General features: G+C 69.2%; 22 protein-coding genes and 1 pseudogene. 17 read left to right on the top strand and 6 right to left on the bottom strand.

The features are described 5' to 3' along the window. Positions 1-372: 372 nt before the first annotated feature. Together AB4039_RS25315 and AB4039_RS25310 are read left to right on the top strand one after the other, a co-directional pair. Positions 373-648, top strand: a pseudogene (locus AB4039_RS25315) (transposase); the annotation flags it as partial. A gap of 437 nt (positions 649-1,085) precedes the next feature. Next, complete coding sequence (locus AB4039_RS25310; protein WP_442271896.1) at positions 1,086-1,448, top strand: transposase; 363 nt, start codon at positions 1,086-1,088, stop codon at positions 1,446-1,448. Positions 1,449-1,623: 175 nt separating this feature from the next. Here the strand turns inward: AB4039_RS25310 and AB4039_RS25305 are convergent, their stop codons facing one another. Further along, the gene (locus AB4039_RS25305; protein ID WP_442271895.1) at positions 1,624-2,202 is read right to left on the bottom strand and encodes a lytic polysaccharide monooxygenase; all 579 of its coding nucleotides are present in this window, start codon (positions 2,200-2,202) and stop codon (positions 1,624-1,626) included. Positions 2,203-2,592: 390 nt separating this feature from the next. Between AB4039_RS25305 and AB4039_RS25300 the strand changes: the two genes are divergently transcribed. Beyond that, the gene (locus tag AB4039_RS25300) at positions 2,593-3,018 is read left to right on the top strand and encodes a hypothetical protein (protein ID WP_442271894.1); all 426 of its coding nucleotides are present in this window, start codon (positions 2,593-2,595) and stop codon (positions 3,016-3,018) included. A gap of 183 nt (positions 3,019-3,201) precedes the next feature. Here the strand turns inward: AB4039_RS25300 and AB4039_RS25295 are convergent, their stop codons facing one another. After that, positions 3,202-3,735, bottom strand: a complete 534-nt coding sequence (locus tag AB4039_RS25295; protein ID WP_442271893.1) for an SMI1/KNR4 family protein — start codon at positions 3,733-3,735, stop codon at positions 3,202-3,204. Positions 3,736-3,934: 199 nt separating this feature from the next. Between AB4039_RS25295 and AB4039_RS25290 the strand changes: the two genes are divergently transcribed. Continuing rightward, positions 3,935-4,093, top strand: a complete 159-nt coding sequence (locus tag AB4039_RS25290; RefSeq protein WP_442271892.1) for a hypothetical protein — start codon at positions 3,935-3,937, stop codon at positions 4,091-4,093. Between the two features lie 403 nt (positions 4,094-4,496). Here AB4039_RS25290 and AB4039_RS25285 read toward each other — a convergent pair whose 3' ends face one another. Then, complete coding sequence (locus AB4039_RS25285; RefSeq protein WP_266846267.1) at positions 4,497-4,976, bottom strand: peptidylprolyl isomerase; 480 nt, start codon at positions 4,974-4,976, stop codon at positions 4,497-4,499. A 471-nt stretch (positions 4,977-5,447) separates the two neighbouring features. Further along, positions 5,448-5,717, bottom strand: coding sequence for a hypothetical protein (locus AB4039_RS25280; RefSeq protein ID WP_266846266.1), 270 nt, complete (start codon positions 5,715-5,717; stop codon positions 5,448-5,450). A gap of 150 nt (positions 5,718-5,867) precedes the next feature. Between AB4039_RS25280 and AB4039_RS25275 the strand changes: the two genes are divergently transcribed. From AB4039_RS25275 to AB4039_RS25255, 5 genes are all read left to right on the top strand, one after another. Beyond that, entirely contained in the window at positions 5,868-6,602 is a 735-nt protein-coding gene (locus AB4039_RS25275; RefSeq protein WP_442271891.1) for an ATP-dependent DNA ligase, read from the top strand. A gap of 52 nt (positions 6,603-6,654) precedes the next feature. Then, positions 6,655-7,770: a tyrosine-type recombinase/integrase gene (locus tag AB4039_RS25270; RefSeq protein WP_442271890.1), complete on the top strand. Its 1,116-nt coding sequence runs from the start codon at positions 6,655-6,657 to the stop codon at positions 7,768-7,770. Further along, entirely contained in the window at positions 7,767-8,093 is a 327-nt protein-coding gene (locus AB4039_RS25265; protein WP_442271889.1) for a helix-turn-helix domain-containing protein, read from the top strand. Before AB4039_RS25270 ends, AB4039_RS25265 begins: the two co-directional genes overlap by 4 nt. Positions 8,094-8,989: 896 nt before the next feature. Further along, positions 8,990-10,384 (top strand): hypothetical protein, encoded by a 1,395-nt coding sequence (locus AB4039_RS25260; RefSeq protein WP_442271888.1) that lies wholly within the window; start codon positions 8,990-8,992, stop codon positions 10,382-10,384. A gap of 216 nt (positions 10,385-10,600) precedes the next feature. Next, complete coding sequence (locus tag AB4039_RS25255) at positions 10,601-12,073, top strand: hypothetical protein (RefSeq protein ID WP_442271887.1); 1,473 nt, start codon at positions 10,601-10,603, stop codon at positions 12,071-12,073. Between the two features lie 232 nt (positions 12,074-12,305). Here the strand turns inward: AB4039_RS25255 and AB4039_RS25250 are convergent, their stop codons facing one another. Next, a complete protein-coding gene (locus AB4039_RS25250) occupies positions 12,306-12,503 on the bottom strand; it encodes a hypothetical protein (RefSeq protein ID WP_442271886.1) in 198 nt (65 codons plus the stop codon). Between the two features lie 52 nt (positions 12,504-12,555). Between AB4039_RS25250 and AB4039_RS25245 the strand changes: the two genes are divergently transcribed. Beyond that, the gene (locus tag AB4039_RS25245; protein WP_442271898.1) at positions 12,556-13,041 is read left to right on the top strand and encodes a YciI family protein; all 486 of its coding nucleotides are present in this window, start codon (positions 12,556-12,558) and stop codon (positions 13,039-13,041) included. Here AB4039_RS25245 and AB4039_RS25240 read toward each other — a convergent pair. Continuing rightward, positions 13,036-14,331 carry an MFS transporter gene (locus tag AB4039_RS25240; protein WP_442271885.1) on the bottom strand — a complete coding sequence of 432 codons (1,296 nt, stop codon included), beginning with the start codon at positions 14,329-14,331 and terminating at the stop codon, positions 13,036-13,038. The genes AB4039_RS25245 and AB4039_RS25240 overlap by 6 nt on opposite strands. A 617-nt stretch (positions 14,332-14,948) precedes the next feature. On the opposite strand from AB4039_RS25240, the gene AB4039_RS25235 reads away from it, so the two are divergent. The 7 genes from AB4039_RS25235 (at position 14,949) to AB4039_RS25205 (ending at position 21,658) form a co-directional block, all read left to right on the top strand. Beyond that, complete coding sequence (locus tag AB4039_RS25235) at positions 14,949-15,764, top strand: aKG-HExxH-type peptide beta-hydroxylase (protein ID WP_266846263.1); 816 nt, start codon at positions 14,949-14,951, stop codon at positions 15,762-15,764. 61 nt (positions 15,765-15,825) lie between these two features. Next, on the top strand, positions 15,826-16,866 hold the full coding sequence (locus tag AB4039_RS25230; protein WP_266846262.1) for a radical SAM protein: 1,041 nt from the start codon (positions 15,826-15,828) through the stop codon (positions 16,864-16,866). Between the two features lie 46 nt (positions 16,867-16,912). Continuing rightward, complete coding sequence (locus AB4039_RS25225; protein WP_266846261.1) at positions 16,913-17,125, top strand: hypothetical protein; 213 nt, start codon at positions 16,913-16,915, stop codon at positions 17,123-17,125. A gap of 35 nt (positions 17,126-17,160) precedes the next feature. After that, on the top strand, positions 17,161-17,352 hold the full coding sequence (locus AB4039_RS25220) for a hypothetical protein (RefSeq protein ID WP_266846260.1): 192 nt from the start codon (positions 17,161-17,163) through the stop codon (positions 17,350-17,352). An 85-nt stretch (positions 17,353-17,437) separates the two neighbouring features. Next, a complete protein-coding gene (locus tag AB4039_RS25215; RefSeq protein WP_442271884.1) occupies positions 17,438-19,804 on the top strand; it encodes a radical SAM protein in 2,367 nt (788 codons plus the stop codon). Positions 19,805-19,880: 76 nt separating this feature from the next. Further along, the gene (locus AB4039_RS25210; RefSeq protein WP_266846258.1) at positions 19,881-20,411 is read left to right on the top strand and encodes a GNAT family N-acetyltransferase; all 531 of its coding nucleotides are present in this window, start codon (positions 19,881-19,883) and stop codon (positions 20,409-20,411) included. A gap of 5 nt (positions 20,412-20,416) precedes the next feature. Beyond that, complete coding sequence (locus AB4039_RS25205; protein ID WP_442271883.1) at positions 20,417-21,658, top strand: cytochrome P450; 1,242 nt, start codon at positions 20,417-20,419, stop codon at positions 21,656-21,658.

Here is a 21,658-nt window from a genome sequence, read left to right as displayed (position 1 = left end):
CCTCAAAGGCGACGGAGTGCACCAAGCCATGCTCGGCATCGCCCGCCTGCACAACCTCGCCCTCGCCGGATAAGCCAGCGGATCGCACCGCGACCGACCCTGCCCAGGGCGACTCAAAGATCATTTACGGGACAAGTCTTAGCCTCACGACGTAGCTGGCGGGTCAACATCCGGCGAGCCCTCCACGCCTGCCGGATCTGAGCGCTGTAGTTGGCCGGACGGGCCAACTACAGGGTTCTGACCGCGCTTCCGTGATGACTACGCCATCAGGACGGCCCGTGTCCAGGCCAGGCAGCCCTTCGTGCAACCGCCTGAGCAGTGCGGGGTTAAGCCGTCGGCAGGCTTGGCCCTCACGAAAGCGCGGTCAGCACCATGTACCGCGCTCAGAGCATGCGGAGGACCTACGGCACCGTCCTCGTTGACGTCGAGTCCTCCCGGCCGGTGGATGTGCTGCCGGATCGAGAGACCAGCACGGTCGCCACCTGGCTCCAGGAGCACCCCGGCGCCGAGATCATCTGCCGAGACCGCCTGATGGCATTTACCAAGGCCATCAGGCAGGCCGCCCCGAACGCGCTGGAGGTGGCAGATCGCTGGCACCTCCTCCAGAACCTCTCGACGGCCGTCGAGAAGACCTGCCGCCGGCACCGTGACTGCCTCCGACGGCCAGCTGGACCAGAGGTGATCCCATCGCTGGCCACACCGGAGACTCCGCTCCTGAACCGGATCCGACAGCGCCACGCGGAGGTCAACGAGCTCGCCGCCACCGGCCTGTCGCTCAATGCCATCGGCCGTCGTCTGCGGCTGGACCGCAAGACGGTCCGGCGCTACCGGAACAAGGACCTGGCAGGGCTTCTCGCCTCGGCGCAGGACCGCGGGCACGGTGTCCTCGACCCGTTCATGGAGTACGTGCAGCACCGCTTCCATACGGGCTGCACCAGCTCGATGCAGCTCTATCGCGAGGTGCTCGCCCTCGGCTACACCGGCGGGTACCACGTTGTGCACCGCTACGTGGTGACCATCCGGAAAGGCATCGCGGTCCCCGCCCGCTCGGTGACTCCCCGCCCTCGAACATCACCTCATGGATCATGCGCCCCCAGGAGTCACTCAGCACGTCCGACGCTGCCCAGCTCAACGCTGTGCGGAGTGCCTGCCCGGAGATCGCCCTGGCCTGTGACCTCGCGCGGGAGTTCACCGACATGCTCCGTCAGCGGCGAGGGCACCTGCTGCGGGACTGGATTCAGAAGGCCGAGCTGGGCGGCCCGGACGCTATCGGCATCTTCGCCGACTCCATCCGACAGGACCTCCACGCTGTCACCGCCGGCCTCACCCTGCCTTACAGCTCCGGCATCGTCGAAGGGCACGTCAACAGAATCAAAACGATCAAGCGGCAGATGCATGGTCGAGCCTCATTCGCCCTGCTCAGAGCGCGCATCCTCCTTCAACCGTAGCCGTCACGGAAGCGACGGGTGCCCGTACTTCATCGAGTGTGAGCACCATGCAGAAGGGAGGCGGAGTGAGGTGTGGGCGCCTGCTGAGGATGCCTGCAAAGGTTGTCGGAGCGCATCTCGCGCATCGAGCATCCGGTACCCCGCAGCCATCCTCAGGTTCGAGTCCTCGGGGACGTCAGCTCGTGTAGCGGAAGTCGATGACCTGGTAGAGGGCGTCCCCACTGCTGGGGTCGTCGAACTCCAGGAGGAGGACGTGGTGGCCGACGGATCGCTGGGGCATGGTGAAGGAGAATTCCAGCGGGTTGGTGGGAATGAGGCCGTGCGGGATCTCCTCGTTGGCGTCGAAGTGGGGCGCCGCCCTGTAGGTCTGGAGATAGACCGGGTTGTCCAGGTCGAACTGGGCCCGGGTCAGGACCTGGTGGTTGTCCCAGTCGGGCTTGGTGATGAAGGCGCTGATCCTGCGAACCTTGGCCAGCGGCAGACTGATCTTGACCGGGACCGCCTGGCCGTTGGCGACCGGGTTGGCGTTCCACTCGTTGCCGTACTCGTCCCGCAGCCCGTCGAGCTTGTAGGCGTAGGGGTTGTCCGCGCTGGCGATCTTCCCGTCCGGCGGAGGCGTGCGGTTCACGATGTCGCTCGGCACGTCGCGGTCCGAGACGTTCCCGGTCGTCGACGTGATGAACTTGCCGCCCCGGACGCCGGCCTGGTTCTGCATGAGGTACTTCGACTGCCGAGACTCCGGAGAGATGAACATCGCGGTGGTCCTACTTTCTTGAGGGCCGCCGAACGGGCGTTCGTGCAGCTCAGACCAGCAATCCACAGCGGACAGTAGCGATCAAGGCACCTTCAGCGATATACCGATCTCGGACAGACACACCCGCTCCGGGCTGAATTGGGATGCGCCGCGCGATCGATCCCACAGCTGTCGGGCCGCTGGCCAAAGGTCGAGCTCGTGGCCAACTGAAGATCAACGCGCTCCCACGGCCGGGCACGACCGCGCTTTCGCGCGGACTCGACCCCACGCCATACGGCCAGTCCCTGCATCAGTCGTAGTCATCACGGAAACGCGGCCAGAACCAACTACAGCGCTCAGTCACATGACTGATGTGTCGTCTCAGCGATGCTTGACCGATCTCATCGAAGCTTGACCACCGGACAGTTCGTCTCACCGAACCTTGATCTCCGTGAAACGCTGCAGGTCAGATACGGTGCAGACATGACGCTAGGGTTGCCCTCCGATGTTGCCGACGCGCTCGACATTCTTCTCGGCACCAAGGATGCGACTCATCGAGCCCTCCGCCGACAAGTGCCATACCTACGGGTATCTGGACGCTGCACATGCGGCTGCGGTACGACGTACTTCGACCTGGATACGGAGGCCGTGCTGGCGGCACCGTCTCCCGCCGGCACGGTCGTGGCGGCTGAGGCGCAGCTCTACGACGTGGAAGAGCACTGCATTGGTGAGGTCCTGGTGTTCGCTCGGAACGGGTACCTGTCTTGGCTGGAGGTCTGCTCTATGAGCGATAGCACCGTGACGTTGACTGACGCGCTACAGATGCTGCGCTCGTAGACGCTCGAACGCCCCCGGGTGAGCGGTCAAGCTTCGGTGAGATCGGTCAAGGATCGCTGAGACGGGACAACTGAGCGTCGCGTCCTGGACGTGCGCCTGGCCCGCCCCTGTCCCGTCTCTGCCGATGTGGCCCGAGTCTCAAGCGATCTGGTCCGATTCGCTTCTGGTCTCAGTCGATCGGGTTCAGCGACAGAGCGCCATCATGGAATCGTCGAAGTCGGGGAACTCCCGTGTGGCCTGCTCGATCACGGTGGCTGCCGGCGCCCGGTGATCCGGTGCGAATTGCTCGGCAATGTCAGCCAGCTCGCGTTTGGGGTGTGCGACCCAGTCAGGCTCGGGGTCGTACGACGTGGCTGCTTCCCATGGGCCGAAGCCGTCGGCCAGCAGCCAAAGGAAGGCGCCGAGGTTGCGGGCGACGACACCGGTCTCCCCTTCGGAGCCGAGGAAGATGACAGGCTGCTCGACCAGCGCCCGGTCTGGGCGGATCAGCCAGAATGCGGCGTATCCGCCGGTGCCGTCCTGGCCGAACACGCGGAAGTCATCGCCGTTCAGCTCGGGGTTGCCGGTCCACGCTCGGAACCAGTCGGTTGTCTCATCGGCGGTTCGGAAGGCCTCATAGGGCTCGAAGTCGACACCGTCCTCGCCGATGCAGTCGAGCCGGACCGCCATGGCGGCGGCAAGCGGGGCAGGGAACTGGCGGTCCTCGTTCGGCGTCACACGAACAGATTAGCGACTGATCAGGTTTGTAATGACGTGTCGCTGGATGGGGTGACGCCTTCCTCGTTCGGGCCATGGGGCCCCGCTGGGTGTTCCACCCTCGAAGTGCAGGACTGAGGGCGGCGGGGAGGTGCTGGTGGGCGAGCCTGCGGAGGCGGTACGCGGCTGGGAGTGCGCATCGGGCGTCGAGGTGGGGTTCGTGGGTGTCGATGGCGCCGGGCGGCTCGGTCCGCTGGCCCGCTACTGGGGCGAGCCCTTCGAGCTTGCCTCACCAGTCCGGAAGTTCACCGCGTTCAAGGGGCAGAAGAACTTCACGGGCGACTACTGGGCGGCGACCTCTCGATCCCTGGTGAGCTAATCCGGTCTGCGGGGCGCGGCGTCATCGGCGCGGCCCGGGGGCGGGGTGGCCCGGCACGGTGTGCCGCTGGGCGCACCGGGGGAGGGGTGTGGGTGTGAGCGGCCCGACTGCGGCGGTCTGGTCCCAGTCTCCGCCGAGGGGACCAGGCCCGAACCGGTAGCCCACCGCCAGGCCGCCACCGAGACCCCAGGGCGGCGGCCACGAGTAAGCTCGCCGGCCACACGGGCCGGCCCCGGCGTCAGGGTCGTACGGCGTCCGGTCGTTGTGTGCTCATCGGTCGGAGTGGGGCCGACCGATGAGCACAGTTCCATGCCGAGTGTGGAACCCGGGCACATGCACGTCGCCGGAAAGCGGCATCATCGACCGGCGCTGGCGGGCGTGGCCCGGGTGAAGCCGGGCGGGCTCAGCGCACCGTGGCTGACTGGATGACGACCGGCTCAAGCGGCACATCCTGGGCACCCGTCTGAACCTTCTTGATCTGGTCAACGACCTCCTTGCCTCGCACGACCTTGCCGAACACCGCGTAGCCCCAGCCATCGCTCCCGGGGTAGTCGAGGAACGCGTTGTTGTTGGTGTTGATGAAGAACTGCGCGGATGCCGACTGCGGGTCCGCCGTTCGGGCCATGGCCAGGCTGTACTCGACGTTCTTCAGGCCGTTCTTCGCCTCGTTCGTGACCTTGTTCGGAGCTGGCTTCTCCACCATGTTCTTGTCGAAGCCTCCGCCTTGGATCATGAATCCGTCAATCACCCGGTGGAAGACGGTGCCGCTGTAGTGACCCGCGTTGACGTAGTTCAGGAAGTTACGAACGGTCTTGGGCGCATTCGCCGGGTCGAGTTCGAGCTCGATGTCACCCATGCTGGTGCGGAGCAGGACGGTGGCCATGATTTCTCCTATTGGCGGCAGGCCCAGCCCCGCAGTCACCATTGCGGCTCGCGCTCCGGCTGGGCTGGACGCGGACAATGTGCAGCTTACCGACGCAGCGTCAGATCGGCCTTGATAAGCCGTGCCATGGACTTCAGCATGCCCCGTGTCCTTACTGCCTCCTTTCATCAACCTTCGGCGAGATCGCTCAACGTTGGGTGCGACAGGACAGCGGCACAGCGAGGCAATGGCAGGGCTGGTGATGCCGTGGGCTGCACGGCACAGCTCCCTCATGTCTCCGGCCCCCACCCCGGGCGCGGGCCGGGCTGGGCGGTGCGGCGTCGGGGCCTTCGGCCGTGCCTTCGCTTTGGGTTTTGCTGCGGGGTGCGTGGCCCGCTTCGGGGTGGCGGCCTGGCGGGGACGTTTCGTTCCTGTGGCCGTCCGGCGGGGGGGCGGGCACGGTGTGCCGGCCCCCCTCGAATGCCTCGCGGGTCACGGGGACGGGTTGGTCGGCGCCGGCTGCACGGTCTGCCTCGGGAGTGCTGTCGGCCGGGGCGGTGGGCGTGGGCTCGGGCAGGGGGAGAGAGGCAGTGCCGGCCCGGTGTCCGACCGTGCGGGGCGCAGTTCGGCGGGCTGCTTGGGGTCCGCCGGCACCTCGGCGGACCAGGCTCCGGCGGGCCGGGTGGGGGTGGGGTGGACAGTGACGCATCCCGAGGCCGCGAGCAGGGCGGCGAGGAGCAGGGGCAGGGACAAGCGGCGCATGCCGCCACCGTGCCGCACATGGGCCCCAGATCGGCCCGGACGGCCCCGCGACGCCCCTCGGGTGGATGACGCGGACGTCCGTCCCGCCGGACCGTTTCGCGCCGGACGGGCCGACTCTGGAAGGGGGCGACTGCGAGGGAGGCCCCAGGGATGGTGCTCAGACCGCCGGTCGAGCCGATGCTGGCGCAGGCTGCGGAGTCGCTGCCGGCCCCGGCTGCCCTGCGTGCGGGGGTGGCGTATGAGCAGAAGCTGGACGGGCACCGGGCGCTCGTCTTCACCGCGGGTGGCCCGGGTGGGCGGGTGCTGGTGCAGACCCGCCGCGGGTCGCTGGTCCAGGACCGTTGGCCGGACCTGGTGGCGGCCGCCGACCAGTTGCCGCACGGCCTGGTCCTCGATGGCGAACTGCTCGTATGGGACGCCGAAGCCGGCCGGCTCTCGTTCGAGGCGTTGCAGCGCCGGGCCGCCGCGCGCGCCCGCGGCGCCGCCGGCCTGACCGCACGGTGGCCGGCCTACTTCGTGGCGTTCGACGTCTTGCAGCAGGGCGGCCAGGAGCTGCTGCACCCGCCTTACAAGGAGCGGCGCACATTGTTGGAGGCGCTGTTCACCGACCATGCACTCCCGGCCCCTTGGACGCTCGTTCCGATGACGACGGACCTGGCCACAGCGCGGGAGTGGCTGGAGTCCTGGACAGACGTACCCGGTCTTGAGGGCCTGGTGGTCAAGCCCCTGACCAGCCGTTATCTCACCGGCTATCGCGGGTGGACCAAGATCAGAAATGGGATGAATTGCATTGACTGCAACAACTCGACGCAGTTGAGGCAGGCCGTTCGGGCTGGTCGACGCGGTGTACTGCATCAGGGGGAACCGGGTGGTTCAGGCCGGTGACCTGGGCGGCTGTTGGCGGGTGCATCATTGTTGCAGTTGATACAACACGAGCGTGGTCACTCAGGCACCTGGTTCGGCGCCCCTTGTGTTGGCGCGAAACATCGTCCATCTCGACCCGGCCCCGGCTGTCTACGCGGCGATACGCGAAGGCTGGGCCCGGCAGCAGCAGGCGCGCTTCCTGAAGCCCGACACGATTTCCTCGCGGCTGCGTCTGATTGACCGCCTGAGCGCGTTCACCGGGCAGTATCCGTGGCAGTGGACGCCCGCGGATGGGGAAGCGTTCATCGTCCACCTACGCAGCGGCTCCACTCCCATCCAGCTTTCGACGGCTCGGACGTACGAGGTGACGATCGCGCTGTTCGCCGAGTACCTGCTGGACGTGCGGTACGGGTGGGTGGACGTCTGCCTGGAGAGGTTCGGCGAGACGCCGGAGCCGATCTTTCACGAGGGCAACTCCGTGTTGCACACCGTGGAGTACGAGGGGGATCCGCGCCGGCGGCCGCTGGACTACGACGAGATTCAGGCACTCTTCGACGCGGCCGATGCCCGTCCCCGCAAGATCCTCGGGCAGGGGCGCAAGGGCACTCTGACGGCGCTGCGCGACGCCGCGGTAATCAAGACGATCTACGCGTACGGAACGCGCAGGACGGAGTCGTCGCGTGTGGACCTGGTGGACCTGCGGCGCAATCGGAAAGCCCCGCAGTTCGGGGCCTTCGGCACGATGGCGGTGAGGTTCGGGAAGTCGTCGAAGGGGGCGCCGCCCAAGCGGCGGACCGTGCTCACGGTCCCGGAGATGGACTGGGTCGTCGATGTGCTGGGCGAATGGGCCACCGAGATCCGGCCTCGCCTGGCGCCCGGCAAGCACCCTGCGCTGTGGGTGACCGAACGGGTCGGCCGGATGTCGCCTCGCTCGATCAACGAAGCGTTCGTCACAGCCCGACGAGACGCCGGCCTTGACGAGGATCTGGATCTGCACTGCCTGCGGCACAGCTACATCACGCATCTGACCGAGTTCGGCTATCCAGCCCGCTTCGTACAGGAGCAGGTGGGGCACTCCCATGCGGCCACCACCGCGATCTACATGGGGGTCTCGAACGAGTACCGCAACAAGCTGCTGGAGTCGTCGTTGAAGAGGCGGCTGGGCGAAGAGTGGGACGTGACGGCGTGATCAAGAAGATGGGCTATGAATGGCACCTGCGCCGACTGATGGCCGAGCGGGGAATGTTCCAGACCTCGGACCTGGTGCCGTTGCTCGCGGAGCGTGGCGTCACGCTTTCCCGCGAGCAAGTGTTCCGCTTGGTGACCCAGCCACCGCAGCGGATGAGCATGGACACTTTTGTGGCGCTGTGCGAGATCTTGCAGTGCACACCCAACGATCTGATCGAGCCGATCGTGGTCAACACGCAGGCGAAGAAGACCGCGGACGGTGACAGCGGGCCCATCCCGCTGAGTGCTCGCCGTACAGTCGTTCGCCGGCCCGGTCGGCCATGAGGCCGCTGACGCCGGACCAACTGCGGCTACGTGCCGAGTTGGAAAGGTCGCGTCTCGTGGTGATGACGTTCCTGCGGAACGCTGTCGGTCCTGGACTAAGTGATGCCGTCGGGCAGGCCGCACTGGAGGGTGCCAAAGCCTGGAAGGGAGCCAATGCCCACTGCCTGGCCAGGCTCGTCACTGAGCATCCGGACTGCCTTGTCTCAGCGACTGCCGATGTTCCAGCAGTGCTGGTGCGCCTGCGTCACCTGCTTGTCGAAGCCGGTCATACAGACCGAGTGACGAAAGTGGTGTGTGCGGACTGCAGCCGCACCGAGCCGCTACCCACCGTCGCCTCAGTCGCGGGCCGGATCTGTCGATCTTGCAGTGTGCGCGGGCGCCGACGGGCCTGTGCCCGGTGCGGCCAGGAACGACCGGTACGGGCACGGCGGCCGGAGGGCCCGATCTGCACGCCATGCCGCCTCCGGGAACCTGACGCACGCAAAGAATGCTCCGGTTGCCATCGCATGATGGTGCCCGTCCGCCGACTGCCGGACGGTGGACACCTGTGTCAGAACTGCGTGCCCAAAAATCTCCAGGAATGCTGCCGCTGCCACCGAACGAGGAGAGTCAACGCCCACACCCCCGAGGGGCCGGTGTGCGGCCGCTGCTACACCAGCCCTCCGCGGCAGTGCGGAGTCTGCGGGCTCGCCGCTCCCATCGTGGCTCGCGCCTCAGCGGCCCGCCCTGACACCTGCGCCCGGTGCTATCGCGAGCCCGCAGGGCAATGCGCCGTCTGTGGCCGGGTCCGCCCCGGCCACAGGACTGACCGGGGCCGGGGAGTATTCCACTGCCACACGTGCGCCCCTCGCCCGGTCCGTACTTGCGGGCTATGTGCTCGTACAGCCCCTACGAAAGTGACCTGGCCTCTGGGCCCGGTCTGTTCTCCCTGCTACTACAAGCACCGCAAGTCACCAGCACCCTGCGCCGAGTGCTGTGCGGTCCGCATTCTCGTCGGCCGCACCGCCGCGGGAAACGGTCTGTGCGCCACCTGTTGCGACCACGAGGATGCCGCAGCCCGCTGCAGACTCTGCACCGCCCCAGCCGATCTCCGTCCCGACGGGCTCTGTCCTCACTGCTCCCTCACCGACCAGCTCCGACATCTCCTGGCGGATGACGCCGGCACCGTTCCGGCCCACCTGCATCCGCTGGTCTCAATCCTGACCGACGCCGCCAACCCCTACCCGGTCCTCGACTGGGTCCGCCGCAGCCCGTCAGCGCACCTCCTGGCCCAGCTCGTCCGTCAACCGGGCAGCCTCACGCATGAAGCCCTCGATGCTCTCCCGCAGAACGCCCCCACGTCTTACATCCGCGGGCTACTGGTTACCGCAGGGATCCTCGTCAAGCGAGACGAGAACCTGGCCCGCCTCGAACGCTGGGTCAAGCACACCCTGGCCAATCTGCCCTCTCACCATGCGAACATCATCCGTCCCTTCGCACAGTGGCACACCGTCCGGGACGCGCGACGACGCTCAGCCCGCGGCCGCTACACCGTCAGCGCAGGCAAAGGCGACGCCAACAACATCCGCTGCGCGCAACAATTCCTGGCCTGGCTCGATACGCACGGGCTCCAGCTCAGCACCCTGAAGCAGCCAGACCTTGATCTGTGGACGGCCACTCACCCCAGCAAGGCGAGCACCATCGTCTCGTTCATCCGCTGGGCCCAAGCACGTCGCCTGGTCACCGGCCTCGACATCCACTACCCGCCCAGCCAGTACCCAGCCACCTTCCAGCCTGAGGACGCCCACCACGAACAGCTACGACGATGCCTGACCGACACCACCCTCCCGCTGGACGTCCGAATCACCGGTGCCCTGATCCGCCTCTACGCACTTCCTCTCTCACGCATCGTCGAACTGACTGCCGACCGCTACAGCCGCGACTCGGAGGCTACCTACCTCACCATCAACCGCCATCCAGTGATCCTTCCGCCCACCCTGGGTCGCCTCATCGAGGAACAGATCGACCACCTCAGCGGCACCTCGGCACACCGACGACAAATTGCAGACGAACTCTCCTATTTGCTTCCGGGACAGAGCCCCGGCTGTCCCCGTAACCCTCTGGGCCTTGCGGACACACTCCGGCGCCACGATCTACCGGCCCGAGCAGCCCGCAACACCGCCATGATCGAAGCCATCGCCGATATCCCCCCGATCGTGATGGCAGACCTGTTCGGCATCCAGCCCCACACCGCCAACCGCTGGGCACAGCTCGTCAGCGAAAGCTGGTCCCACTATCTGGCGGCCCCGTAGAACGCTGTTGGGCTGCGGTCTATTCACGGCTCGAGAGGCACCCCTGCTCCGGCTCGTTACGGCGAAGAGTTGAAGGCTCCTGCAGCTGGGCTGGGCTTGTCACGCGCCGCCTTGACAGCGGAACGAAGGAAGTGCCTGTGATGCTCGCCCGATTCCCCAACGAACGCGCGTGAGAAACTCGGTGGTCGGGTCACCGAGGCAGAAGGGACGCTTGCCATGTCGGACGCCATACCGCCGCCGGTGCATCTCGACAAGGTGGTGGACGGGCTGGCGGAAAACCCTTCCCTGCCGTCCGAACTCGTGCGCCGCCTCCTCGGCTATCGCAAGGGCTTTGGCAGGGTGGCCAAGCGGCCGGACCTGAGCGATGACGTGATCGCCGAGATCATTGCCACAGACGATCACTGGCTCACACACTCGCTCGCCCTCAACCGCAGCCTCCCACAAACCTTCCGGATGATGCTGGCCGAGCACCCGGATCCGGCAATTCGCAGGGCTGTAGCCGTTGCTGCGGACGGCGCACCGCGAGGGCTGTTCGAACGGCTGCTCGGCGACGCTGACCCGCAGGTTCGCGAACACTTGGCGGAGAGCGATCACATGCCGGCAGATCTGCGGGCCCGGCTGGCGGCGGACGCGGACCCGAAGGTCCGGGCGTCGCTTGCCCAATGGTGGACGACGGCCCCCGAACCGGTGCGCCGACTGCTGCTGGCAGACCCCGACGACTCAGTACGAGCAGGGGCCTGTGCGACCTACTTCCGCCGGATTCCCCATCCGGTTCCGCCGGCAGACCTGGTTCCGGAGCTGCTGGCCGACCCGGTCACGCGCGCCGGGGCGGTACGCCACTGCACGCTGGACACCGCCACCGCCCGCCGGCTGGCCGAGGATCCGAACGATGAGGTGCGCGAGGAACTCGCGGAACACCCCGACCTCCCAGCGGCACTGCGCGACAAGCTCGCCCAGGATCCCAACCTGCGCGTCGCGCTCCGTGTCTTCGCCCGTCAGGACACCCCGGAGCCGACTCGAGCCGCGATCCATGCACGGATCCTGTCCGACGTCCCCCCACTGGACTGGCTCGCGAACCACGACGCCCTGGACGACGACACTCTCGAACAGGAACTCATGGGCGAGATAGCCCGCGCGGAGCTCCGATCACTGCGCCTGTCATGGGTGACGGCCGACCCCCTGCCGTACGTGGACTCGCCATACGCCTGCTTCCGCGCCTCGGCAGCGATGTCCGACCAGCTCCCACCGCCGCTCGTTGCCCGACTGCTCGACGACGAGGAGAGCAGCGTCCGCACCACGATGGCTCTCCATTCCGGAGACCCGATCGATCCCGAGACCGCTGAGCGCATCGACCGAACCTATCGTCCGGGCAAGAGGGTCCGGTGGCGTCCGGCCGATGACTTCCCTCTTCCGGCGGACGTACTTCGACGTCTGGCCACGGACAGCGACCCGAGAATGAGGCAGTTGGCCCCGCGCGACCCCGACCTGCCGGTGGAACTCGCGCGCCGCCTAGCAGCTGACCCCGACCACATGGTGCGCCGCGCCATCGCGACCCATCCCCGGCTTCCGGCCGAGGACCTGACGCGGCTGCTGGCTGATCCGTCGGAATCTGTCGCGGCCACCGCAGCCGCAAACCCCAACCTGCCGACCACAGGGATGTACCAGCTGGTCGCCCTCGTAGGCTTGTGACGCTCGATTGTGCGTCGCCGGTACTGGATCAGAACGCTGAGGGTCGTCGCGTGGCCGCGCGTCAACGTTCCAGAGCCCATCAGCCCCAACCCTGGGTCCTGGCCTCGGCGAATCGGCGAGGCCAGAGCCACGAGACGAGCACCGAAGCCCTCCAAGGACACGCTCCGGCTGCAGGCAGGGCAAGCTGTGTCTGACCCACAGGTAGGAAGAATTGCGCAGGTAAGCAATACCGCTACTTCACCAGTGAAGACGTGATAGCACCGAGGCCATCATCGGCGCCGTCACCGGCACCCTGACCCGCCCCGGGCTGCTCGTCCTGGGCCGCCACGACCAGGACGGCCGGCTGCGCGCGGTGGGCCGAACCGTACCGCTGCGCCCGGAGGTGTCCCGGCAGGTCGGCGAGCATCTGGTGGCGGCCTGCCCCGGGCACCCCTTCGAGGGGGTGCGGTTCACGGCGGCGTGGGGGAGCCGTGACGTCCTGGATGCACTGGTCCTACATGGACCAGTACGAGATGATCGCCCGCGGCCCGACCCTCACCGACGACGGTGAAACCGCCACCGGGAGCGTGCACATACTCGACCCGCCCGACCCTGCGGCCGCCTGCGCCCGCGCCTTCGCCTTCGACGAACCCGGCTACCAGGCGGGCATCTACCGGGTCGTGCTGCTGCGCCGCTGGCGCAACACGCTCGGGCCGCACCATGTGGGACTTCCCGGTGGCCGGACCGGGGGCAACCGGTACCTGGTGCTCGGCCTCGGGGGAGGGGAGGCCGCCGACCTCGCCCTGCCGCCGGAACGGGACGAACTGATCGCCTACGGGCCGCTGCTGTCCGACGACGGCGCGACCTGGCTGGGTACGGCGGCTCTGGTCCGGGCGCCCGATCCGCAGACGGCGGACGCCGTCCTGACCCCGGACCGGTACGCCGATGTCGAGGTGCACCTCTGGCAGTTCGGGGGGCGCCCGTCATGAGCCGGAGGGGTCGGCGGGCGGGGTGAGGGCCCGGCCCGCATCCCGCGCCCCCGACCCCTCCGCAGACTTCTCCGGCGGTACGCCGCGCAGCAGGGGAAGGCAGGCCAGCAGCAGCAGGCCCGCCAGGGCCCACGGGGCGCCGAGCCCGGCGTGCTGGGCCAGCGCTCCGCCCGCCGACGCGCCGATCGGCATGGCCCCCCAGGCCGCCAGGCGGTAGCCGCTGGTGACGCGGCCCAGCATGTGCGGTGGCGCGAGGCGTTGGCGGAGCGAGACGGTGCACACGTTCCACAGCACCACTCCGGCGCTGTTGAGGGCCAGCATCAGGGCGACCAGCGGCCACCACGGCAGCAGGGCGACCACCAGATAGCTGAGCGCCGACACCGACACCGACAGCTTCAGGCTCCGCCCGGACCCCAGCCACCGGGCGGCCCGGGCCGCCCCGCTCGCTCCGGCGAGGCTGCCGACCGCGCCCGCGACGAGCATCAGGCTGTAACCGTAGGCCGGCAGCCCGAGCTTCCGTTCCACGTAGACGACGAGCACCGCGTAGACCGCCTGCTGCCCCACTCCCAGGACCGCCACCACCACCATGAGCCGGCGCAGAACCTGGTCCCGCCCCAGGAACCGCAGCCCGGCCCAGGTGCCGCGCAACAAGCCGCGCAGGCCGCGCTCGTCGGCCCCCGCCCTGGCGTGCGCGGCCCGCGACGGCAGGCCCATGATCAGCAACGCCGACGCCAGAAACGTCACGCCGTCCAGGAGGAACGGCAAGGGGTGCCACACCGCCCACAGCGCGGCGCCGGTCGGCGGCCCCACGAACCCCGTTCCGGTGATCTGCGCGGCGATGACCCGGGCGTTCGTCCGTTCCAGTTCGTGGTCCGCGGCCAGCACCGGAACGACGGCCTGCGCGGCGCAGTCGAAGAACACCTCGGCCACCCCCGAGGCGAACGCCAGCAGCACCAGCGCCGTCACCGACGTCCGACCCGTCGCCACGACGGCGAACAGCACCAGCATCATCACGCAGCGCGCCAGATCCGCGCCGACCATCGGGCGGCGTCCCGGCATGCGGTCCACCAGGGTGCCGATGACGGGTGCGAGCAGCCAGGCCGCCCGGCCCGCGGCGGCGACCACGGACACCCAGAACACGTCGCCGGTGGTCCAGGCCGCCAGCAGGGGGAGCGCGGCGAACCGCGCGCCGTCCCCCACCGCGCTGAGCGCGTTGGCGGTGACGAGCCGGCGCAGGGCCGGCGTTCGGGACCCGGTGGCCGGACGAGAGGGAGGACCGGCGAATTTCATGGGCAGCGGATTCTTTCGTCGGCGGAACATCGCGGCGCGCCCACGCATACACCCGAAAGAGGAACGGCCGTGCCACGAGCAGGCGCACTTCCACCCCCGCATGCCCCCTCCGTGGCGAACCATTCACGCTGTCCGACAGAGTGTGTGAACTCCTCATGGCCGCCGCCGGTTTGTTTCGATCCGTCGCCTGTGGCGGTTGACGTACCTTCCCATCCCGTGGCACGGTCGATGAGTCGAAGGAACGCCAGTTGCGATTGAGGCGTCCTCGACTTTGCTGACAGTCTTGTTGACCCGTGCCGTCCGCCGCGCCCCTCGAATGACGCAATGAGCTCGAATTGCGCAATGAGCGCCGGACGTTCTTCGACAGGGACCACTGTATGCAAGAGCCTGCACTCCTGACGCTCGCCCGCCATCCCGTCTTCGCCGAATCGGCGGGAATCCTCAGCCGGTTATACGAAACCTACGATTTCCTTCTCGAATGCATCGCCCCCGATGAGTGGCCAACCGGCCCGGGCCGACGCCGGATCCTTCCGGAAACCGCGCTGGAACCCACCGTTCGGCACGGACTCGACCAGGCATTGCGCCGAATCCGCAACACACCTGACTGTAAAAGGCAATTGGCCGCGCTGGCGGACAGCAGACACGTCGACTCGACGCTCGCCGCCGAGGAGGAGCGCGTCGGTCTCCGGCAGACCGTCGAACTGCCCGGCCACCGGTTGCATCTCCTGATGGACCCCGCCCTGCCGGCCCCTGGCCACCAGGAGTTCCAGGCGCTCTTCCGTCGCCACCTCAGCGCGGGCGAGACCGCCGACACGCTGGCCGGCTGCACCGCAGAACACGCCGGGACCGTCCGAGCGGCCGTGGAGCTGATGCTCGCCACCGCCCCGGACCTGTGCACCGGTCTGCTGCGGCACGGCCGCTACATCGTCGCGGTCGACGGCCCCGACGCCTTCGACAGCGCGTCCACCCGAGAGATCCCCGGAGCGGCGTTCGTCGCCGTCCGCTGCATGCGCACCCCCGAGCGGCTGGCCGAGGCACTGCTCCACGAGTTCGTGCACCTGCGCCTCTACGACCTGCAGGCCACCAGATCCGTCTTCGCACCGGCCTACGACACGGCCACGGCACCCAGCGTGGCGCCCGAGTGGCACCGGGACTCCCCGGTTCCGCGATGGCCCGTGGACCGTGCCCTCGCCGCCGCCCATGTCTATGTCCACCTCCGCGCCTGGTTCGAGCAGCGCGCCCTCGACTCCGGCGGGCGGGGCCTGTGGCAGTCCGCCGAGACGGCCGCGTTCCGGGCCACCAGCCTCCTCGACAAGGTCGCCCGGCACGCCGAGGACAGCCTCGGCCCGGCTGGAAGGGGCTTCCTCCGGTGGCTGACGGAGGTCCACCAGAGCCGGACCGGCCCGCGCCCCCGCGAGCGGGCGGCGTCATGACCGTCAGGACGCCCCGCCGCGGGCGAGCCGCTTCCACGCCTACCCCTGAGGACGGAGACCCATGGAACTCGTACTCAACGAGCCCCTCAAGAGCTGGCTCCAGGTCACGCAGTCGTGCAACCTGAAGTGCCGCCAGTGCTACGGCGACTGCGAAGACCGGCCCCGGGACACGGAGATGCGCCGGACCGAGTACGCCGCGCTCATCCGGGAAATGGCCGAGTCCGGGGTCATCGAGGTCTTCGTGGAGGGAGGCGAGCCCCTCAACCGGCCGGACGCCCTCGACCTCCTCGCCGAGCTGACCCCGCATGTGATGACCCGCCTGCGCACCAACGCGACCCTGCTGACCCCGGAGACGGCGACCCGGCTGAAGGAGATCGGGATCGGCGAGGTCTACGTGGACGTCCTCGGAGCCACGGCGGCCACCCACGACTGGCACGTCCGGGTCCCCGGCAGCTTCGACAGGACCGTCCAGGGGCTGAAGAACGCCCAGGCGGCCGGACTCCCCGTCTCCTTGCTGATCATCATGACGCGGCGAAACGTCCACGAGCTCCAGGACGTCCTGGAGCTCGCCGCCGAGCTCGGCGTGCCCCGCGTCGGGGTGCTGCGCCTCTACCCCCTGGGCCGGGCCCGCACCCAGTGGAAGGACCTGGCGCTGCGGCTGACCGACCAGATGGCCGCCCTCGATGCGCTGCGCGTGCCCGACAGCGTCCACCTGATGACCTCCTGGCACCCCAAGGACGGCAACTGCTGCTGGCAGAACGCCGGAGTGGACGCCACCGGCCGCTCCGTCGGCTGCGCCTACCTGCGGGACTACACCGACTACGGCAACGTCCGCGAGGTCAGCTGGCTGGAGACCTGGAACGACCCCACCTACGTGCGTAACCGCGCCGGCCACGTGGACGGAGGCTGTGACTCCTGCGAGGAGACACAGGGTTCGTCCGGCGGATGCAGGTCGACAGCCTTCGCCTTCACCGGCCGCTGGGACGCCCCCGACCCGTTCTGCACCACGACCAACGGAGGGATCGATGTCTCTCAGCTCCCCGGCGACCTCGACGAACGGCGCGTCCGCCCCGCCGTACCGGCAACGAGCCGACTGCTATGAGCCAAGCCCCTCCGCGAGGTTCCGCCCCGTCCCGGAGTGGAACTGCATGCTCGCCTACACCCCGCACAAGCCCGCCATCCACTACCTGAACCCCGTGGCATGGGTGGTCGTCGAGCTGTGCGACGGATCCTCCGGTCCGCAGATCTACGCCTCGTTCAAGGAACTCAACAAAGGCCGGATCAGTGAACCGGAACTCCAGGACGCGTTCGAGTCGGCGATGGCCCAACTCCTCGAAGGGGAGCTGGTCTCCACCGCGTAGCCGACTCGTCGCTCCTCGGGAAGGGAGGTGAAGTGATGACCAAGAAGAAGACGGACCTCGAACACCTCATGGCGGCGGCCGGCGCGACCGGTGAAGGCCCCGCGGTCGAGGTGGTGCAGCCGGAAGTGCGTACGGGTGCGCAGTACGCCCTGCTGCCGTCGATGAAGGCCAAACGCCCGGACGTGTCCGACGCGACGCCGGAGACGGAGGCGGACGACCAGCACTGACCCGGGAAGGACCCGTGTCGGCTCGACCGGCACCCGGACGGCAGTCCGGGTGCCGGTCCCACCCGCAGGACCGAGGGGGAAGAAGATGGGCACCAAGACCGTACTGGTCAATCCGCCCCTGTGGAACGCCTACGCCCCGCACCTGGCGGTGCCGCTGCTCCTGGGCGATCTCCGGGCCCGTGGGTACGAGGCCACCGGCTACGACCTGAGCATCGAGTGCATCGACTGGATGCTCTCCGCCCCGGCCCTGGGGGAACTCGCGCAGAAAGCGGCCGCGCGCGCCGCGGTCGGCCTGGAGGACGAGTGGGCGCGCCAGAGGGCCCTCCTGGCCGCCCCGGCCGCGATCCGCGGCATTCAGGAAGCCAAGGAACGTCTGAGGTCCCTGGACACACTGCACGATCCGGCCGGCTTCCCATGGGCCCGCCGGACCCTGCGTGACGCGCTGTGGCTGATCTCCGGGGCCTTTCCCGACTGCACCTTCGACCTCGTCTCGAACACCTCCACGTACTCGGCCGAGTCGACGGTCCAGGTACTGGCGGCCGGCGCCGACCCGGACGGCAACCCGTACCGCTGGGCCTTCGACCGCATGCTCGACCGCGACCTCTTCCGCGACCCCTCCGTCGGGGTCGTCGGCGTGAGCATGTCCGCAGACACCCAGCTGATCGCCGGGGTGACCTTCCTCGGCATGCTCCGGGAGATGCGCCCCGACGTCCACGTGGTCCTCGGCGGCAACTACGCGACCCGGCTCGTGGACCGCTGGCAGCAGCGCCACCCGCTGTTCGACTACGTCGACACGGTGGTGACCGGGGAGGGCGAGGGGGCACTGGCCGCCGTGATCGACGGACTCGACGCGGGCGAGCGCGCAGGAGGCGACTTCCGGGAGAAGATCCCGGGGGCCGTGTGGGACGACAACGGCATCCTGCTGCGCACCCCTCGCCAGAGCGTCGACATCTCGACGGCGGCCAAGCCCGCCTACGACGCCCTCCCCCTGGAGAAGTACCTCGCCCCCGGCCCGATCCTGCCCGTCTACGCCTCCCGCAGCTGCCCCTGGGACTGCGCCTTCTGCTCGATCCCGTTCGCGAGCAACTCCTTCCGCCAGCGCTCCGCCGCCGCCGTGGCGCAGGAGGTGCGCCGACTGCGGGCGGAGCACGGATCGGCGTACTTCATGTTCGTGGACGAGATCATGAGCCTGCGGACGCTGCGCAACGTCGGCGAGGCGCTGCTGGCGACCTCCGCCGACGTGTACTGGTACGGCGAGACCCGGTTCGCCGGGGGCCTGGACGGAGAACTCGCCGGCCTGCTCCACGCCTCCGGCTGCCGCCGGATGAACTTCGGCCTGGAATCGGCGAGCCAGCGGGTCCTCGACCTGATGCGCAAGGGCACGCGGATCGAGGACGCGTGCGAGAACATCACGGCGATGCTGGAGGCCGGAGTACCGATCCACCTGTTCGTGATCCACGGCTTCCCCGGCGAGACCCAGGAAGAGGCCGCGCGCACGGTCGCGTTCGCGGAGGCCGTACGGCGCCTGTCCGTGGAGCACTACGGCGTCGCCCACACCACCTGGGGCGGATCCCCCTTCGTGCTGGACGTGCACTCGCCCGTCGGCACGCGGCCCGAGGCCTTCGGCGTGCACATCGAACCCCCGGCGCCGCTGGACGACCTGAGCCTGAGCCGGAACTACCGCACCGACGCCGGGCTGTCGCAGCAGGACAGCCTGCGGGTCGCCGAGGACGCCGCCGGGTCGGCCGGCGACACCACCGTCTGGTTCCGCGCGGCAGGCGACCCCATGGCGCGGGAGATCGAGGAGTTCACCTTCCTGCGCGCCTGCGTCGGGGCACCGCAGCCCGGGGCGCGCCCCGTCCCGCTGTTCGACTGGCCGCCGTCCGAGCCGGACGCCCGGCTCGCCCTCGCCCCCGGGGTGACCTTCACCCGGGTTCCCTGGCCTGCGACGGAGGCGGACGCCGAACCGGCGATGGCGTTGTACCACCCGGCCGAGGACAGGTTCCTCCAGCTCAACTGGACGGGGCACACGGACGTCCGGCAGCTGGACGGTCTGACCTGGCGCGATCTGGAAGCGTGGCTGACCGACCGGGACTGCCACTACCTCGGCTCCGGTCCCGGCGCCACGGCCGCCCTGCTGCTCCGGCACGGCTTCCTGGTGCCCTCGCGGCGCCAGGCCCGCCCGCCCGCCGCACGGCTGCGCCCCGAGATCGGCACCGGGACGGAGAGCCGCGACGGCAACCAGTACGTGTCCAACCCCGTCACGGGCGTGACGATCCGCCTCCGTGGCGCGGCCGTGGACACCTGGCAGGGCTGGCAGAACGGCGTGGCGCCCGCATCGGCGGACGACGCCGTCACCGGTGCGCTCGTACGCTACGGATTCCTGTACCGCGAACCGGCCGGCGCCGGGCAGACGCAGCCGAGGTACCTCACCCAAGGACAGGCGGTGTAACGCAGTGGAGCAGTTCCGGACATCCGGCGAGGCCGCGCCGACGGTGCGTCCCATGCGGCCGGAGGACGAATCCGACGTGGCACGCGTGCTGGCGGCCTGCGACGACTATCTCCTCGCGGCCACCGGCTCCGCTGCCCTGCCCGCGGACGTGCAGAGCCTGTACTACTCCCTGCCGGACGGCGCCGACTTCGAACAGAAACAGCTCTTGGTGGTGTGCGACGGAGCGACGGTGGTGGGAGTGGTCGACGCCGTCACCGCTCACCCCGACCGGCTCGGCTGCTCGGTGGGCCTCTTCCTCCTCGACCCGGAGGCCCGCCGCGGGGGCCTCGGCACACGGGCGGCCCGGCAACTGCTGCGGGAGGCCGCGGCGCGTGGAATGCGGTACGTGACCGCCACCTGTCCGCAGAGCTGGGCGCCCGGCCTGGCCTTCCTGGTGAGGATGGGCTTCGAAATGAGCGCACCGGCACAGGACGCCGGACCGACCGTCGGCAACCGGCTCCGGTTCCCCGCGGAGAACGGCCTGTGCACCGCCGTACGGAAACTGGACGCGGCGCCCCCGGGCGACGGGCCCTCGGACGACGGCCCCCCGGACCGGGGCGCACCGTGACGGCGGTGGCCGGCCTGCTCGACGCGAGCCCCGAGGGCGTCGAACAGGACATCATGCAGGCGTACGCGCTGGTCCGCGCCTACGACGACGGCGCCACGCTGGCGCAGGGCGGTGATCCGCACGCCGAGTTCGCGGCGCTGCGCAGGCAGGGCGCCGTCCACCGGTCGACGCTCGAACGGGTGCTGACCGGAGCCGACGGCGCCGAGGGGACGACGACCCCGGCCTGGCACGTCGTGTCGTTCACGGCCGCCCAGCAGGTCGTCCGCGACGAGGACACCTACTCGTCGTCGGCCTACGACGACAGCATGGGCCGCGTGATCGGCAGGTCCTTCCTCCAGATGGACCACCAGGAACACCGGACCTGGAGGAACGTCCTGCACGGCGGCTTCAGCCGGCAGACGGTCCTCGAACACCGTCAGGCCGTCCGCTCGGCCGTGGCGTCCAGGCTCTCCGCCGTCGCGGCCCGGGGCGGCGGTGACCTGGTCGCGGAGGTGGCCTTCCCGGTGGCCCTGACGACGATCGCGCGCTTGGCGGGCCTGCCGCGCGGCACACGCGTCGGCACCCTGTACACCTGGGCGGTGGGGCTGCGCGAGGACCCGGACGGCGAGGTCACCTCCGCCGTACGGGAGTTGCTCGACGCGCCCTCGGCCTGGACACCGGGCAGCCTCATCGACCTCCTCCTGCGCGCGAAGGACCCGGCCATCGGAGCCGGGCCGCACCTCCTGCCCGCCCTGCGGCTGCTGCTGTCCACCGGCACCGAGCCGCCGTTCCGTTCCCTCGCCACGCTGATGTACGCGGCCCTCACCGACCCCTCCGTGCCGGCCCTGCTGCGCACCGACCCGTCCCTGGCCCCCGCCGTCTTCCAGGAGTGCTGGCGTTGGGAGCCCCCGCTGACCTGGGTGTTCCGCCGCTGCACCACCGAGACGGAGCTGGCCGGGCAGAGGATCGGGCGCGGCGAACTGGTCTGCGTCAACCTCGCGTCGGCCAACCGGGACGACACCCGGTGGAACCGCGCGCACCTGTTCGACGTCCGGCGCGAGTCGCTGCCGAGCCTGGCCATGGGGACGGGCCCCCACACGTGCCTCGGGCGGCACCTCGCCGCCGTGGAAGCGCAGGAACTGCTGTCGGAACTCCTCGACGCGACAGGTTCCGCCTGGCCGGCGGGGTGGACCCTCCAGGCCGACGGCCCGGTCGGCCGCGGCTTCCGCTCACCCGGCCGACTCGTCCTCCGCCTCCCCACCCCCTGA

This window comes from Streptomyces sp. M-16 (genome assembly GCF_052114405.1).
Lineage (GTDB): Bacteria > Actinomycetota > Actinomycetes > Streptomycetales > Streptomycetaceae > Streptomyces.
Note: the sequence above shows the minus strand (reverse complement) of the source record. Positions and strands in the feature narration are given on the sequence as shown.